10 protein-coding genes are annotated in these 15,839 nt (G+C 71.0%); 6 read left to right on the top strand and 4 right to left on the bottom strand.

The features are described 5' to 3' along the window. The first annotated feature begins 579 nt into the window (after positions 1–579). Together FFG40_RS01060 and FFG40_RS01055 are read left to right on the top strand one after the other, a co-directional pair. Entirely contained in the window at positions 580–1,416 is an 837-nt protein-coding gene (locus tag FFG40_RS01060) for a hypothetical protein (RefSeq protein ID WP_138801975.1), read from the top strand. Positions 1,417–1,744: 328 nt separating this feature from the next. Next, positions 1,745–2,026 (top strand): hypothetical protein, encoded by a 282-nt coding sequence (locus FFG40_RS01055; RefSeq protein WP_138801974.1) that lies wholly within the window; start codon positions 1,745–1,747, stop codon positions 2,024–2,026. Between the two features lie 318 nt (positions 2,027–2,344). On the opposite strand, the gene FFG40_RS01050 is transcribed toward FFG40_RS01055, so the two are convergent. After that, the gene (locus tag FFG40_RS01050; protein WP_027466622.1) at positions 2,345–2,938 is read right to left on the bottom strand and encodes a hypothetical protein; all 594 of its coding nucleotides are present in this window, start codon (positions 2,936–2,938) and stop codon (positions 2,345–2,347) included. A 253-nt stretch (positions 2,939–3,191) separates the two neighbouring features. On the opposite strand from FFG40_RS01050, the gene FFG40_RS01045 reads away from it, so the two are divergent. The 3 genes from FFG40_RS01045 to FFG40_RS01035 are packed head-to-tail and all read left to right on the top strand — an operon-like array spanning position 3,192 to position 11,657. Next, positions 3,192–5,945 (top strand): hypothetical protein, encoded by a 2,754-nt coding sequence (locus FFG40_RS01045; RefSeq protein WP_138801973.1) that lies wholly within the window; start codon positions 3,192–3,194, stop codon positions 5,943–5,945. Then, on the top strand, positions 5,942–7,348 hold the full coding sequence (locus tag FFG40_RS01040; RefSeq protein ID WP_138801972.1) for a hypothetical protein: 1,407 nt from the start codon (positions 5,942–5,944) through the stop codon (positions 7,346–7,348). Before FFG40_RS01045 ends, FFG40_RS01040 begins: the two co-directional genes overlap by 4 nt. Positions 7,349–7,385: 37 nt before the next feature. Continuing rightward, positions 7,386–11,657, top strand: coding sequence for an FtsK/SpoIIIE domain-containing protein (locus FFG40_RS01035; RefSeq protein ID WP_138801971.1), 4,272 nt, complete (start codon positions 7,386–7,388; stop codon positions 11,655–11,657). A gap of 81 nt (positions 11,658–11,738) precedes the next feature. Here FFG40_RS01035 and FFG40_RS01030 read toward each other — a convergent pair whose 3' ends face one another. Genes FFG40_RS01030 through FFG40_RS01020 form a run of 3 tightly spaced genes read right to left on the bottom strand, consistent with a single transcriptional unit; the run spans position 11,739 to position 15,316 of the window. After that, positions 11,739–13,754, bottom strand: a complete 2,016-nt coding sequence (locus FFG40_RS01030) for a serine/threonine-protein kinase (protein ID WP_138801970.1) — start codon at positions 13,752–13,754, stop codon at positions 11,739–11,741. Between the two features lie 48 nt (positions 13,755–13,802). Beyond that, positions 13,803–14,633 (bottom strand): mycothiol synthase, encoded by an 831-nt coding sequence (mshD, locus tag FFG40_RS01025; protein WP_138801969.1) that lies wholly within the window; start codon positions 14,631–14,633, stop codon positions 13,803–13,805. Next, positions 14,633–15,316, bottom strand: a complete 684-nt coding sequence (locus tag FFG40_RS01020) for a response regulator transcription factor (protein ID WP_017888078.1) — start codon at positions 15,314–15,316, stop codon at positions 14,633–14,635. Before FFG40_RS01020 ends, mshD begins: the two co-directional genes overlap by 1 nt. Before the next feature lie 136 nt (positions 15,317–15,452). On the opposite strand from FFG40_RS01020, the gene FFG40_RS01015 reads away from it, so the two are divergent. Beyond that, positions 15,453–15,734: a hypothetical protein gene (locus FFG40_RS01015; RefSeq protein WP_128780538.1), complete on the top strand. Its 282-nt coding sequence runs from the start codon at positions 15,453–15,455 to the stop codon at positions 15,732–15,734. Positions 15,735–15,839: the final 105 nt, after the last annotated feature.

Genomic DNA, 15,839 nt, shown 5'->3' with positions numbered 1-15,839 from the left:
CAGCCGCCGCGTCGGAGCCCCCGAAGAAGGGGAATCGAAGAGCCTGGATCATCCTGGCCGTCTGGGCTTTCGGCGTCGTGGTGTCGCTGGTATTGCTGCTGGTGTGGCCATATTGGATGAGCGCGTACGACGAAACGCACCGGGGAACCATGCCGTGCAGCGTCTCTAGCGCAGAGGTCTACGCGGGGTCAACGGTGAGCCGCACTGGATTGGGGGCACCGTTCTCCTACGTGAAGGTGGAGACGGAAGACTGCGGCGTTCTCATCTTGCAGGGGGTGACAAAGTCTTCACAGGAGCGCGTTGCGCGGGATTTGTCCGGAGGCGGGACGTTCCAGTTCTCGGTTGGCGCATCTTCCTGGTGGTTCCGAGATGCGCTCCAGGTGACAAATCGGTATCCGACAGCCTTCGAGTATAAGCGATGAATTGCAGCAGCCAATGGCTGCTTTCGTGGGAGTGCTGTTGGGCAGGTTCATTTTTGGTTGCGAGGGATAGGTACGTGACAAGAGGGTGACTGGGGAACACGTGCTGGAAACTTCTCAGGGCGAGCCGGTGCTGGTCCGCGGGAACAGGGTGGTGCCAGTGGCGTGGTTGCTGCTGTCAACTGGGATAATCGCCGCAGGAGCGTGGTTGGCGTGCTCGGCGGATGTGTTCGGTGGCGCGTGGTTCACCCGCATCTGGTGTAGCGCGCTCCTGCTGTTCTTCGGGCTGCTGGGACTGTTCCTGGCGGTGACCACGGTCCGCACTCGCGTCAAGGTGTTCCCTGACCGACTCGAGGCGACCGTGAACCTCGGCCGCACCAGGACCATCCGTCCTGGCGAACTTGCCCACTTTCGAGCGTCAGGGAAGGGCAACGACGACCTCAGCGCTGCAACCGCTCGCGGACGACGTGGGTTCCAATCGAACCGGTTCCACCGCCGCTACGACGCGCTGAACGACTGGCTCGATCAGAACGGCGGCGAGCCTTGGGCCCAGCACCAGGCGTTCTTCAGCAAGCTCACTCACCAGACGAAGCCGAAGCCGGTCCGCAACGCAATATCGATGCTGACCATCGTCGCCTTCTACCTCTTCACGCTCGCCATGTTCCCGGGCCTGTTCGTCATGAACGCATACGACAGCGCGCACCGGGAGCGGGTCACATGCACGGTGACGTCTGCGGAAGCAGTCACGCTGTCGAGTCGGTCCGCGAAGGGCGTCGGCGCTTCTTACGCTGGTGTGGGGTTCGACACATCTGATTGTGGCCGTCTGACCTATTCGAAGACGATCTCGTTCGGGAACCAAGACGCTTTCGCCCGCCGCTACGACCGTGCCCTCGGGGCGTACGCATTCACCGTCGGGGGTGCGTCGTACTGGGTCAGGCAGCATGCACCGTGGGTGCCGCTGGCCCCGGAGGTGTACGGCGTCAGCGAGCCCCCGTAACTTTCCGGCCGATGTCGATGCGTCACACGAGGGGTGAACGACGCGCACCGTGAAGGTGCGTGCGGCAGGACAGGATCGCGACTTCGATCGTCGTCTTCGTCGTCATCCCTCTGCTGGGCTTGTTCGGCGGCGGATCTACCGAAGGATCTACTCCGCGTCGAACACGGGGGCAGGGGGCATGGGCGACATGTTCGTGGTCACGCCTGACGGCGCGGGCGATGTCCCTGCGACCGAAGCTTTCCAGCGGTCACTCTCAGCGCTGCTTCGGGCGACGCGCACATTCCCGTGATGGACTCGCTGTTCCAGCGCTGAAGGGGCACGGCAGAACATGACCTTGTCGGAATTGCTCAAGCAACTCGACGATCACGCCGTCGAGGACGCCGCGTCGGCTGTGCAGATAGCCGCCGTACGATCTGCCCTCATTGCCGCATTCGAGCAGGCGCCCGGTCATCCGGCGTACCGCAGCGGGATACAGGGCGCCGCCCGCCTTGTTGCCGACACCTGGCCCTACGAGAGCGAGCTGGGGGCGCTGGTGCTGGCCTTTTCCGAAGCGGTGCGACGCGACATTGCCCCGCACCGCACGACGGACACTGGGGCTGCGGTCGAGTGATCCAGGACTGAACGACTCGCACCGTCAGCTCCGCACACAGCACTGCGGGCTCGCTTCACTCCCTGACAGCCATCGGCTCGTCGACGTCGCAGGTCGTGTTCGAGACGTCCGACTGCGGGGCGCTTGTGCTGTCTGGGTTGCGGATCGTGACAAGAGGCTGACCTGGCCGAGAGGGAGCGCTACCGGTTCGACGTCGGCGAGGGTTCCTTCACGATGCGGGAGTTCCTGAACACGATCCGCCAGGCCGTGTACGTGAAGAGCTTCGAGCCCGTGCGAACACGGTAGGTCCGTCGGCCCAGTGCAGCAGCAGCGCGCCGCTCAGCGCCCGAAGGCCCCGACGAACTCACCCCACTGCGCCGGCGCCCGCTGCTCGAGCCATGCGCAGAGCTCGGGGTAGGCGGCGTCGATCGACAGGACGCTGATCACGCCGCGTTGGCCGTTCACCTTGATGTCCAGGCCACCGAACCGGTTGGTGGTGGGCCGGATGCGCTTGATCGCCGCCGGGTCGACGGTCCGCGCGGCACGGAACATCGGCGTCACGACCAGCTGCGAGTCGTACGCCTCGACGCGACGGCGCTTCTGACCGACGCCGAGGTAGACGAACAGGATCCCGAACAGCACCATGCCGACGCCGGCGATGAGCATGCCGATCGCGTCGGGGTCGTCAAGCAGGCTGAGCGTGGCCAGGAAGAAGAACCCGCCGACGACGATGACGACGATCCCGATGATCCGGAGCAGCAGGTAGCTGAACCGGCGAGCACGGACGGTGAAGAGCACGCCGTACGCCTCGTCGCCCACGACGGTGGACGGTGGCCGCTTCCGGTCGTTCTGACGGACGAGCGCGCTGACGGCGGCCGGGATGGTGATCATGGCGATCAGCGCGATGAGCACCGGCGACAGGTTGATGTTCACCGGTCCGCCCCCGTTCGTGCGTTCGTGCGCCGTCGTTCGAAGGGCGCGACGCCCTGGTCCCCCTGGATCATGCGTGCAGAGTATCAGCGCCCTGTGGACAGGCCCGAGCACCCTCGCGGATGCTCTATGTTGGATTTCAGTAGCGAGCTGTGGCCCGAACGGGGGTGGCTCCCGGGGAAGAGCAGCCCGGACCTGACGCCGTTCAGCAACTAGCATCGATGTGCTCGACGATTCTCTTGGGGGGAAGACCGTGATGAACCAGCGTGCCGGGAACACCGGAGCACGACGGACCGGACGACGGATCGCGGGGACGGTCGCCGTCACGGGGATCGCTGCGCTGGTGCTCGCCGGCTGCACCTCCGACGACAAGCCTGTCGCCGACCCTTCGAGGGTCCTGCAGACCGTCGACACGCGCCTCGCCGCGGACGGCTCGATCACGTCGATCTCGGACACCGCGATCTCCGTCGCAGGCAAGGACTCCTCGTCCGCGACGACCGAGCACGACCCAGCGAAGGCGGCGAGTGACCTGCCACTGCGCATCACGACGCAGTACTCGACCAAGAAGAAGACCGGCACGGACCTGGCCGACCTCGACGGGTACTCGGGCCGGGTGGCGATCGACCTGACGATCGAGAACCTGACGGTCACCTCGAAGAACCTGACCTACGACGTCGCCGGCACGTCGCGTTCGACCCCGGCACTCGTGGGCGCGCCCTTCAGCATCGCGGCGTCGACCGTGCTGACGGGGACCGCCGCCGACCGCGTCGTCACGGACTCGGCCGACTCCGGCTCGTCGACCGATGGTGTCGTGAGCACCAACGAGGACGGCGACGCGGTCGTCCAGTGGGGCCGGTTGCTCGCCCCGCCGACCTCCGGTGCGAGCAGCACGCTGCACCTCGTCGCCGACGTCGAGGACTTCACCGCGCCGACCATCGACGTCGCCGCGCAGCCCGGGCTGTCCACGGACCTGTCCTCCACGGGCGTCGTCAACGCGGCCTTCGGGTCCGACAGTGACTCCGAACTCGCGCTCCAGCGCCGCACGATCGACCTGATCTCGCAGGTGAACGAGGTGCTGGCGCGTGCCGGTGGCACCATCACCGAGGTCCGGTCGAACCTCGAGACCACGTCGGAGACCCTCGGCGTCAGCACGGCCGAGCGCCTCAAGGAGAGCAGCTCCTCCCTGGCCAGCACGATGCAGTCCCTCTCCGGACAGCTCGGCTCACTGAACAGCGACCTCGGCACCACGGTCAAGGCCACGCAGTCGACGGTGTTGCAGCAGCTCCAGCAGACCACCACGAGTCTCGACAGCCTGCTCGGCGACACGTCCGCGACCGCGCCGGCAACGGTGCTCGACGGCAACGGGTGCGCGGCCACGCCGAAGACCCCGTCCGCCGGGGGCAGTGTCTACGGCAACCTCCTCCGCGTCTCGGCGCAGCTCACCGGCTACGCCGATGCGAGCGAGGCGTGCAAGCAGCAGGTGAGTGCGCAGCTCACCGCTGCCGTCGGCCCGAAGGACCCGGACGCGACTACCTGCGCCGCGACGGACGCGCGAGACTCGCTGACCTGCACACTCTACGAATCGTCCACCGCGATCAACGGTTCGCTGATCGGGCTGGTGAGCACCGGGCAGGCACTCGCCGCGCGGCTGCAGCCCGAGACGGTCGACGCCGCGATCGCGAGCGCTGCCGGCCTCGACGCGCAGCTCACCAGCATCTCCGATGCCCTCGACGAGTACGAGAACGGTGGCGACGGCGGCACCGGTGACGCCCTGCGCGCGCTGTCGGCGAGCGCGGACCAGATCGGCACGCGAATCGACGCACTGGCGACGGCCGTGCAGACCACGCACGACCGTGCCGAGGCGGCACGTGACCTGGTCGACGGCGCAGGGTTCCCGCTCTCGATGCAGCGCCAGAACTCGGCGGTCGCGGACCAGCTCTGCACCCTCGCGACGCTCGGACAACTCGACCAGGCCGACGCCGATCGCCTCCGCGGCTACCTGACGGCCGAGCCCTGCGCCGGTGCGCCCGAGGGCACCGTGCTCCAGCCCGGCCTCGGGTTCACCGACCCGATGGACGAACGACTGGACGACCAGACGGCGCGCTGGCAGGAAGTCGTCGACTCAACCAGTGCCGACGCGACGGCTGAGGGGTCCATCGGCAGCGCGATCGCCGGCCTGCGGACTGACCTGACCGCTCTCGACGACAGCATCCGCGCTGTCCGAGATGCCGTCCGTGGTGGCAGCGACGACGTGGGTTCGACGATCGAACGACTTCGCGCAGCGGTTTCGGACGCCGACAGGTCGCAGACGGTCATCGCGACGCAGCTCGGGACCGTCCGCCAGACGCAGATCGACCTCGCTGCCGAGGTCGAGAAGACCTTCAAGGACGCCTCCGACCAGTCGTCGGAGACCTTCAAGAAGGCCATCGACGCACAGGTGCGGAAGGTCTCGACCACGGCGTCCGCGAGCAACCAGGCCGTCCGCGACGCCTTCGACAAGTCGATTGCCGGGCTCCGGTCCACCTCGGGCGAGGTCACGAAGGACTCGAAGGGCACGATCGACGAGCAGCGGGGCACACTCGAGCAGGAAGGCTCCGAGCTTTCCTCCGCCGTCGACCGTCAGACGGCCTCGAGTCTCGAGCAGATCGCTGCGAGCACGAGCGCCTCGACGCGCGACGTGCAGGGAGCCTCCACGCTGCTGACCGGCGACCTCAACCGGGTGATGCTCGACCTGGGCGACCGCAAGGTCAACGGATCCGGCATCCTCGGCGCGATGGCCACGAGCGCGGCGAAGTCCGACTCCGCCGACTACCAGCTCGCCCTGGCCTCGCAGAACGCCGCAGGCTACGCGAACGTCCGCGCCGAGGACGTCGCCGGGATCCTGCTCCAGCAGGAGCAGTTCCGGGCCTCCCTCGACGCCGCGACGACGCTGCCCGCCTTCCAGCTCAAGGTGCCGGCCAGCGCGACCTCGACCACGCTGTACACCTTCCGGATCGGGGCGGACCGATGAGCGACCAGACGATCGACGAGTCCGATGGCACCGAGGCGGGACGTCCGCGCAACCGCCGTCCGCTGGTCATCGCCGCCATCGCGGTGCTCCTGGTCGCCGCGGTGGTCGCCGCCGTCCTGACCTTCCGGGCGATCGGCAGCAGCACGCCGGCCGAGGCCGTCCCGGCCACCGTGCCGGTGGAGATCACCGTCAAGCACGTCCCCGACACCACGAAGATCGGCGTCGTCGTCACCCTGGGCGACGGTGAAGGCTCCGAGTGGAACGAGGCGGCACAGGGTGCCCTGGTCGCCGAGCGACGACTGGCACTCGGCGGGACCGACATCACCCTCGTCACGAAGAACGACGGCGGAACGTCCGCGGGCGCGAAGACCGCGGTGGAGTCCCTGGCGAAGAGCGGCGTCGCCGGCATCGTCGTCGCGTCGTCCGGCAAGCACGTCTCCGGAGCGCTGACGACGGCGGCCGAGAAGCACATCCCGGTGGTGGTGCCCTACACCTCGGCCGAGAAGGACTCGTGGTCGACCGCCCCGACCGCCGAGTCGATCGGCGCCGCGATGACGACGGCGCTCGGCGACGCGAAGTCGCCGCTCCTGGTGAACCTCGGCGGTGGTGCGCCCGCAGGCCTCCGAGTGGCGCACGTCCTCGACGGCGACGACACCGCTGACACCGGCGAGCTCGCCGAGACCATCGCCTCGCGGACCGGCGCGACCGACGCAGACGACGACACCGCCGAGGCCGCGGACGCCGACCCGAAGGCCGCGCCGGACTCGGACGCTGTCGTCGTCAGCGGATCCGCGCAACGACAGGGTGCCCTGGTGGCGGCACTGCAGGCCGCAGACGTCACCGTGCCGGTCGTCCTCACCCCGGACGCGACGAGTCCGGCCTTCGGCGCCGCACTCGTCGACGCCGGCGGCAGCCTGAGCGGCTCCTTCCGCACCGTCGGGGTGGCCACCGACGATGCACGGGCGCTCTCCTCGGACGCCGAAGGTCGGGCGATGTCCGCGTTCCTTGGTGGGGTCCGGGTGCTCGCCGACGATCCCGACTCCCAGAACCTGACGGGTGACCGGCCGTTCTCGGCGGTGGCCGGCGCAGCGGACTCCCGCAGCCACGACGCCGTCGTCGCCCTGGTCCGCGCGGTCGGCAAGGCCGGCAGCAAGGAGCCCTCCGACGTGACCGATGCCCTCGCCGCACTCGACCTCGACTCCGCGGCGGGCATCGCCGGTCCGGCGCTCGACTTCACGCGGCAGCAGGCGCTCGGTGCGTCCGCGACGGTGTTGGCGGCCTCGGCACAGCCACTCGGACTCCGACCCGACGACACCGCCGCTGCTGGCTCCGAAGACGCATCCGGCGACGACGCGGCTCAGGCCACCTCGCTGGTGTGGTTCGCGGACTCCACCGCACGCTGACCCACCCACGCACAACCCCGAGAAGGACACCGCGAGCATGCGCCTGCTGATCGAGCTCGACGACCGACGTGAAGCGGTCGAGGTCGACGGGTGGTCCGGTGCGTCCTCGCTGGGGGAGCTCATCGCGGCGGCGATCGGCGTCGAGCTCGATGCCGAGACGACCCTCGCGGTCGACGCTCACCGCACCAGCGCGGCGACCCCGCTGCGCGACCTCGTCCTGCTCGAGGGGTCCCGCATCGGCCGCGCACCGCAGGAGCGGCCGCAGACGATCGACGGGTGGAGCGTCACCCTCGCCGGGGGACTCGACGCGGGTCTCGTCGTACCGGTCCCGCGCAGCCGGAAGCTCGTCGTCGGCCGGGCGCCGCAAGCCGATGTCGTGCTGCCCACCGAGAGCGCTTCGTGGGAGCACTGCACGATCGAGCGCGAGGACGACGGGGTCCGGGTGCGGGACGCCGGTTCGACGAACGGCACCGTGATCGCGGGCGAGCGCATCGATGCCGAGGGCGTCCTGCTCACCGGGACCACGAGCGTCATCGTGGGCGGCGCCGTGCTGCTGGTCCGGCCAGCGTTGGACGAGGTCCCCGTGCCGGCCGCGGGCTCGCTGGCCAACCTTACGCCCGCGGCGACCGCGCCGTTCAACCGCCCGCCCCGAGCCGGGCGGAACACCGAGACCGAGACCGTCGACCCACCGGCCAAGCGCGAGGTCCCGCAGGCCTCGAAGTTCAGCTGGATCACCGTCGCAGCGCCACTGGTCCTCGCCGGCGCGATGGTGCTCCTGCTCGGCGACGCCCGGTTCGCCCTGTTCGCGCTGCTGTCGCCGGTCACCGCGATCGGCATGTGGTTCGAGCAGAAGCACCGTCGGGCGAAGAACCTGAAGGAGGAGGACACCCGCTTCGCCGAGGCCGTGGAGTCCTTCCGGGGTGAGATCGCCGAGGCCGCGGCGGTCGAGGCCGCCCGTCGGCAGGAACTCGTCCCCGACCCGGCCACCGTCGTCCGCCGGGCCGAGCTCCCCACCACCCTGCTGTGGCAGCGACGCTCCGAGGACGCTGACTTCCTCAGCCTGCACGCCGGCACCGGTGACGCACCGTGGCGCCCCGAACTCGATCAGCGGGCGGCGTCGTCCAAGCTCGAGGACGAGGCGAAGGCCGCAATCGCCGACAGCCGCCTCACCGCTGCGCCGGTCGTGGCGGACCTGTCCGATGCCGGAGTCGTCGGCATCGTCGGCGACCGCGAGGGTGCGCTCGCACTGGCGCGCAGTCTGCTCACGCAGGCCACCGTGCACTGCGGACCCGCCGACCTGACGGTGGGCATCTTCTGCGACGCCGGCCGCGCGGACGACTGGGGATGGGCCTCCTGGCTGCCGCACGCGCGCGTGGCGGGGAGCAGCACCGGTGCCCGCTGGATGTCGGCGCAGCGCGACCAGAGCGCCGCGATGCTCCGGGGACTGCGGGAGTCGCTCGACGAACTCCCGACCCCGAACCTGCTCGTCGTGGTCGACTCCGAGGTGCTCACCGAGGGCCGCGACGCACCCGCCCGGAACCTGCTCGGCGAAGGGCGCACCGTGCCCGGACAGTCGCTCCGTCCCGGCGAGCAGCCCCGCCGGGTGAGCGGGATCGTCATCGCGACCAACGAGCAGCAGCTCCCCGCAGCCTGCACGACGATCATCACGGTCGGTGCCGACGCCGCAGCGACGGTCTACCGGCCGGAGGACCGGACCCGAGTCGAGGACGTCGTGCTCGCCGGCCTCAGCGCCGAGACCGCCGAACGGAGCGCCCGCAGCGTGGCGCACTTCGACGATCCCGAACTGCTGGTGCCGGGGGCGTCGTTGCCGTCGCTCGTCCGCCTGCCGGAGCTGCTCGCGGGTGACGACACGGTCGCGCGAACCCCGACGGGCACGAGCCCCGCCGATGCGATCCGCGCGGCCTGGGACGCCCGCACCGGATTCTCGACCCCGATCGGGTCGTCGGAGAGCGGCGTCCTCGAGATCGACCTCGTCCGCGACGGACCACACGGCCTGGTCGGTGGCACGACGGGTTCGGGCAAGAGCGAGTTCCTGCGGTCGCTGGTCGCCGGGCTCGCTGCGCGGAACGACCCGACGCGCCTGAACTTCCTGCTCGTCGACTTCAAGGGCGGGGCCGCGTTCGCCGCCTGCGAGCGGCTGCCGCACACCATCGGCACGATCAGCAACCTCGACGAGCAGCTCGCCGACCGGGCGATCCGTGCGCTCGAGGCCGAGCTCGAGCGACGGCAGCGGGTGTTCGCCGCGGCCGGGGCGGACATCGACAACCTCGACGCCTACCTGGCGACGAAGCCGGACGAGCCGATGCCGCGCCTGCTCCTCGTCGTGGACGAGTTCGCGATGCTGGCGAAGGACTTCCCCGACGTCCTGACCTCGCTCGTCGCCGTCGCGGCGGTCGGGCGCACACTCGGCGTCCACATGATCCTGGCCACCCAGCGGCCGGCCGGCGTGGTGAGCGAGGACATCCTGGCGAACACCAACATGCGTGTCGCGCTGCGGGTGCAGAGCCGCGAGGACTCCACCAACGTGATCGGCGTCCCCGCGGCCGCCGGCATCGGTCGCCAGCAGACCGGTCGCGCCTACGTGAAGCTGGGGCAGGACGACATCACCCCGGTGCAGACCGCCCTCGTCACCGGCCGCGCCCGTGACGAACGCGCCGAACAGCCGGTGTCCGTCCGTCCGACGGACGTCTTCGGCGTACCCGCGCCGATGCCCGCCCCGGCTCCGACGGCGTCCGACGTGACCGACCTCGACCAGCTCATCGGGTCGATCGGGCAGGCGAACGCCGCCGCCGGCTACGCTCCGCCGCGCCCGATCTGGCCCGAGGCACTCGGCGACCGCGTCGAGCTGGGTGCGCTGGCAGCAGCCGACGCCGCTGACACGTCGCGGACGGTGCCCGTCGCCCTGGCGGACGACCCGGACCACCAGCGTCAGGTCACCACCGGATGGGACCTCGACGAGGGCAACCTCATGCTCATGGGCATCCCCGGCAGCGGGACGAGCACCGCGCTCGCCACCCTCGCCCTGCAGCTCGCCGACCGGACGAGCCCGGAGGACCTCGACCTGCTGGTGCTCGACATGGGCCCAGGGGACCTCGCTCCGCTCGCCCGGCTGCCGCACACCACGGCCTACGTCGGCTCCGGAGCCGGCGCGGGGGAGTTGCAGGCGCGGTTCCTCCGCCACCTGCGCGTCGAGCTCGAGCGCCGTCGTGCCACTCCGGGCGGCCGCCGTGCCGTCGTGCTGATCGACGGTCTCGCGGCACTGCGCGACGAGTACCAGGACTTCGAGGGCCAGCTGCTGCTCGACGCCCTGTACCGCGTCTACGCCGAGGGGCCCGCGCTGGGCATCTCGTTCGCCGTGTCGACGACGCGGGCCAAGGCCGTGCCGTCCGCGATGGACGAAGTGACCACCCAGAAGTGGATGTTCCGCCTGGCTGACCCGTACGACTACGCCTCGATCGGCGTCCGCCCCAAGGACGTCCCGCCGCCGGTGCCGGGTCGATTCATCGACTCGGTCATGCGCCTGCAGTCGCACGTGGCGACGCCCGACGTCTCGCTCGCGCAGGCGGTCGAGCGCCTCGCGGAACGCTGGTCCGGCACCGCTCCGAAGGCGAGTGCGGTCGGGCGGCTGCCCGACGCCGTCCTGGTCGACGAGCTCGGCGCGCACGCGGTCTTCTCCAGCGAGCCGTGGCGGCTGCCGGTCGGGATCGCCGAGGACGACCTCGCTCCGGCCACGCTCGAGGTCTACGACGGCGAGCACGTGCTCGTCGCGGGGCCGGCGCGCTCGGGCAAGTCGACGGTCCTGCTGGCGTTGGCGGCACTGGCGCGCGCTGCAGAGGGCGTCCGCCCGGCCGTCTGGGCGATCTGTGACCGTCGGTCACCGCTCGCCTCGGGAGCGTTCGACCGCATCGCCGTCGGACCCGACGAGGTCCCCGCACTGCTGGCCGGGCTGCGGCTCGAGCGCGGTCCGGTCCTGCTGCTCATCGACGACGCCGAACGCTTCGACGACGGCGACCAGGCGATCGCCACCCTGCTCGCGACCGAGCGTCCCGGTCTGTGCGTGGTCGCCGCCGGTCGCTCCGCTGACCTCCGGTCGCTCTACAGTCACTGGACCCGCGCCGTCCGCAAGTCGCGGTGCGGCGTGCTCCTGCAGCCGGACGTCGACTACGACGGCGAGCTGCTCGGCGTCACGCTGCCGCGCCGTGCACCGGTCGCGCTGACCGTGGGGCGCGGCTACGCGTCGTCCGGCGGCGCCGTCCGCCTGGTCCAGACCGCGTCCGCAGGCAGCTGACCGACCGACTGACGGGCTGGAGGGCCGTGGTGACGCCGCCACGGGCCTCCAGTCCGTCAGCTGGTCGCGCGACGGACGCGCTCAGTCGCGCGTCGTGATCCCGAAGGGCGAGCTCTCGAGGTTCGTGAAGTTCCCCACCGTCGCCCGGACGGTGCACGACGGGGCGACGGAGAGTGCGGTGACCACGAGCCCGTCGGACGACACGGCCAACGCGCCCGAGCAGCCGTCGGCGAACCGTACGCCGGACTCCCCGCCGGCCACGTCGACGAGCATCTGCGACGGGCGCCCGCTGCTCGGACTGCGGTACAGCGGGTTGAGCTCGTCGGCACCGTTCGGCCAGACCGGCACCAGGGTCACCGGCAGTGCCGTCTGGCTGACCGTCCGGTCGGGCGTCCGGACCTCGACGCCCTGCAACCGCTGGACGGGGTAGGCGGTCCCTCGCACGGCGTCGTCGGTCACGGCTGCGGTGGTCGCCTCGCCGACGCCGTCGAGCCAGGTCTGCAGCGCTGCACCGTCCTTGACAGTGAGTGGCACCGAGGCCTCGACCGTGACGTCTCCGCCAGCCGGGACCTCGACGCCGGACAGGCTCCACGCGCACGCGGTGTCCACGCCGGTCAGTGACGGCTGGTTGCGCTTCGCGGTGATGCCCTCGCCGGACCAGGTGACGGCGGGGCAGGAGGCTCCCGAGCGGGCACCCGGCAGCACCTCGAGGAACGGTCCGCTGAGGGTGGCCGCCTGCGCCGCGTACGTGACGCGCAGGTCCACGGTGCCCTTCGCCGGGTCGACGGTGGCGCGCCGTGTGGTCGCCAGCCCGGTGGGCAGTGGCCGGTCCTGCTGGTAGGCGTTGGCGGCCTGTGCGGTCGCGGTACCGGTGCCCGGCGTCTTCCGGAGGGCCCCGGGCAGCCACACGACGCCACCGACGACCAGCGCGGCGACGAGCACGACGCCGATGCCGCCGAACAGGAGCGCACGGTCGGTCAGCCACTCCGGGCGGGCGAACCGACGCGTCGGTTCGGGCTCAGCGGCCGGTGCGGCGGGCAGCGGCTGCCGCGCCATCGGCCGGATGACGGTCTGCGACCCGGCGGGGCCGAGCTCCGGGGCCGGCCCGACGACCGCGGCGTCGTCCCCGGTGGCGGTGGTCCGGGATCCCGTCGCGTCGTCGGGACGGACCCCGCGGACGACGGTCGCCGGACGCTCGACCTCGTCGAACGAGTCCGGGTCGCTGGAGGCGACCAGTGCGGGTGCCGAGGCGAGGGACCGTGCGAGCCGACGGAGGGTCCCCGCCGCGTCGGCCGCCGACGGACGGGCGTTCGGGTCCTTCGCGAGCAGGGCGGACACCGCGGCCCACAGGGCGTCGGGCACGTCGAGCGGGGGCGGGTTCGAGGTGACGTGGCGGTAGGCCACGGCGAAGTCCGTGCCCGGTCCGGCGAACGGCGTGCGACCGGACAGTAGCTCGTAGAGCATGACCCCGGCACCGTAGACGTCGGCTGCCGGACCCGAGCGTCCGTGGCTGATCGACTCGGGTGCCATGTACTGCGGCGTGCCGAGGAGCCCGGTGGTCGTGCGTTCGCGTTCGGCGACGACCGACGCGATCCCGAAGTCGGTGACCCGGACGTCACCGGTGGCACCGGGGACCCACGCGGTCTGGAGCAGGACGTTGTCGGGCTTCACGTCACGGTGGGTGACGTCCTGCTCGTGCGCCGCGGTGAGTGCGTCGAGGGTCTCGGCGGTGATGGTCAGGGCGTCCCTCGGGAGGAGCGGACCGTTCGCCGCGAGCAGGTCGCGGGCGGACCCACCCGGCACCAGGTCCATGACGATCGCGAGCCGGTCGCCCTCGACGACGAGGTCGCGGACGCGCACGATGGACGGGTGCTGCAGGGCGAGGAGCACCGAGCGTTCGCGGACGAAGCGCTCGACGATCTGCGGGTCGGCGGCGAGTTCGGCACGCAGGAGCTTGGCCGCGAAGGCCTCGCCGGTCGCGGAGTGCTCGACCCGCCAGACCTCTCCGCTGGCGCCGGTCCCGAGCAGTTCGACCAGTCGGTAGGACGCACCGAGCGGTTCGCCCTGGCCGTACTGCCCTTGACGGTCCTGCGCCACGCGTTCCCCGATCCCCCCGATGGCCGACCCCTCGCCGACCACGCAATGTTACCGGCCGGCGGCCTGCTCCGGCGCCGCGTACTGCACGTCGATCGCGTGCTGCGTGAACCCCGAGCGCCGGTACAGCGCCAGCGCCGGCTCGTTGTCGCCCTCGACGTACAGTGCGGCGGCGGTCAGGCCGCGGCCGCGCAGCCGAGCGGTGCCCGCACGCATGAGCACACCGCCGAGCCGCTGCCCCTGCAGGTCGGGCCGCACGGCGACGGCGTAGAACTCGCCGATGCCGTCCTCGACCTTGAGCCAGCACGAGCCCGCGAGCTGCCCGGAGGCGTCGCGGAGCAGCAGCAGGTCCTCGCCTGCGAACCAGTCGTCGGCCTCGCGTGCGTGCAGGTCGTCGAGCGTCATCCGACCCTGCTCGGGGTGGTGGGCGAAGGCGGCGGCGTTCAGCGCGAGCCAGTCGGTCTCGTCGTCGGTGCCGGGGCGGAACGCCGACAGGGAGTAGCCGTCGGGCAGCTCGACGTCGGCGGCGACGTCCACATCGGACTCGGCGACGGGTGCCCGGAGCTGCAGCAGCGTGCGGGCCGCGCGCCAGCCGAACCGGTCGGCCAGCGCACGCGCTGCCGGGTGGTCCCCGTGCGCCCACGCGAGCCGGGGAGCGGCCCCGCCGCCCAGCGCGAGTGCCTGCGACACCAGGGCCGTGCCGATGCCCCGGCCACGGGCCTCCTGGGCGACGACGAACTCCAGCTCGCCGTCACGGACCACCGCGACCCCGTGGTCGACGGTCAGGACGGTCGCGCGCCCCGCGCGGACGTCGACCAGGGTCTGGTCGGAGAACGGGGGAGCCTCGCCGGGGGCGACGAAGCTGCCGAGGTCGGGCAGCACTACTGCCCCATCAGGCGCTCGGCCTCGTCGTCGTAGACGTTGAAGCGGTACCCGACGTTGCGGACGGTGCCGATGAGCGACTCGAGGTCGCCGAGCTTGGCGCGCAGTCGTCGGACGTGCACGTCGACCGTGCGGGTGCCACCGAAGTAGTCGTAGCCCCAGACCTCGCTGAGCAGCTGCTCGCGGGTGAAGACGCGTGACGGGTGGGTGGCGAAGAAGCGCAGGAGCTCGAACTCCTTGAACGTCAGGTCGAGCGGCCGGCCGCGCACCTTGGCGGAGTAGCTGGCCTCGTCGATGACGACGCCGGACGCCTGGATCTTCGAGCTCGTCTGGCCCTTCGCCGCACGACCGGCCGACAGCCGGATGCGGGCGTCGATCTCGGCCGGGCCGGCGCTCTCGAGCACGACGTCGTCGACGTTCCAGTCGCTGTTCACGGCGGTCAGCCCGCCCTCGGTGACGACGAGCACGATCGGCGTGGTCGACCCCGACGAGGCGAGGATCTTGCACAGGGCCTTCGCGCTGACCAGGTCGGTGCGGGCGTCCACGAACATCAGGTCGCTCTGCGGGGCGTTGACCAGCTGTGCGGCCTCGGCCGGCACGTGGCGGATCCGGTGGCTCAGGAGGCCCAGGCTCGGCAGGACGTCTCCGGGCGCGGTCGAGGTGAGTACCAGGAGCTGTGCCACAGGACCTCCGGAGGTGGATGACGTCGTGGAGACATCCTAGTGATGCTCGGGAAGGACTCATCCGGCCGGACGGATTGCGCGTCGTCCCGCACCGCACGGTGCGTGCGTTCCGCACGTCCCTGACATGATGGAGCGCGTGACCGAGCCCGTGCACCCCACCGACCAGCGTCGCCTGCGGCTGACGTCCGTCCTGCCGGTCTGGGTGCTGGCGGTCGTCGGGGCCGTGCTCGTGCTGACCGTGGCCGAGCGCGATGCCTTCGCTTGGCTGCTGCTCGTCTTCGTCGCCTGCGTGATGGTCAGCTTCGTGCTGCAGCTCATCACCGCCACGAAGGACGGTCTGGTCGAACGGATCAGCATCGCGTCGTCCGGGGCGTTCGTCGTGGTCCTCGTCACCGCGGTGGTGCTCCTGGCGCGTTGAGCCGAGCCGCGTAGACTCCGAGCATGGATTCGCTGCTTGCGCTCGAGCTCTTCTACGTCGGCCTCCTCGGCCTGGCGTCGCTCGCGATCGCGTTCATCTCGGTGG

Source organism: Curtobacterium sp. KBS0715 (genome assembly GCF_005938005.2).
In the GTDB taxonomy this organism is placed as follows: Bacteria; Actinomycetota; Actinomycetes; order Actinomycetales; family Microbacteriaceae; genus Curtobacterium; species Curtobacterium flaccumfaciens.
The sequence above is the reverse complement of the archived record's forward strand: the minus strand, read 5'-3'. Positions and strand labels throughout refer to the sequence as shown.

Bases quoted from the DNA above. Each gene is read 5' to 3' on its own strand.
- FFG40_RS01055 (WP_138801974.1), top strand. From the start codon at position 1,745: ATGACCTTGTCGGAATTGCTCAAGCAACTCGACGATCACGCCGTCGAG.
- FFG40_RS01045 (WP_138801973.1), top strand. From the start codon at position 3,192: ATGAACCAGCGTGCCGGGAACACCGGAGCACGACGGACCGGACGACGG.
- FFG40_RS01040 (WP_138801972.1), top strand. From the start codon at position 5,942: ATGAGCGACCAGACGATCGACGAGTCCGATGGCACCGAGGCGGGACGT.
- FFG40_RS01035 (WP_138801971.1), top strand. From the start codon at position 7,386: ATGCGCCTGCTGATCGAGCTCGACGACCGACGTGAAGCGGTCGAGGTC.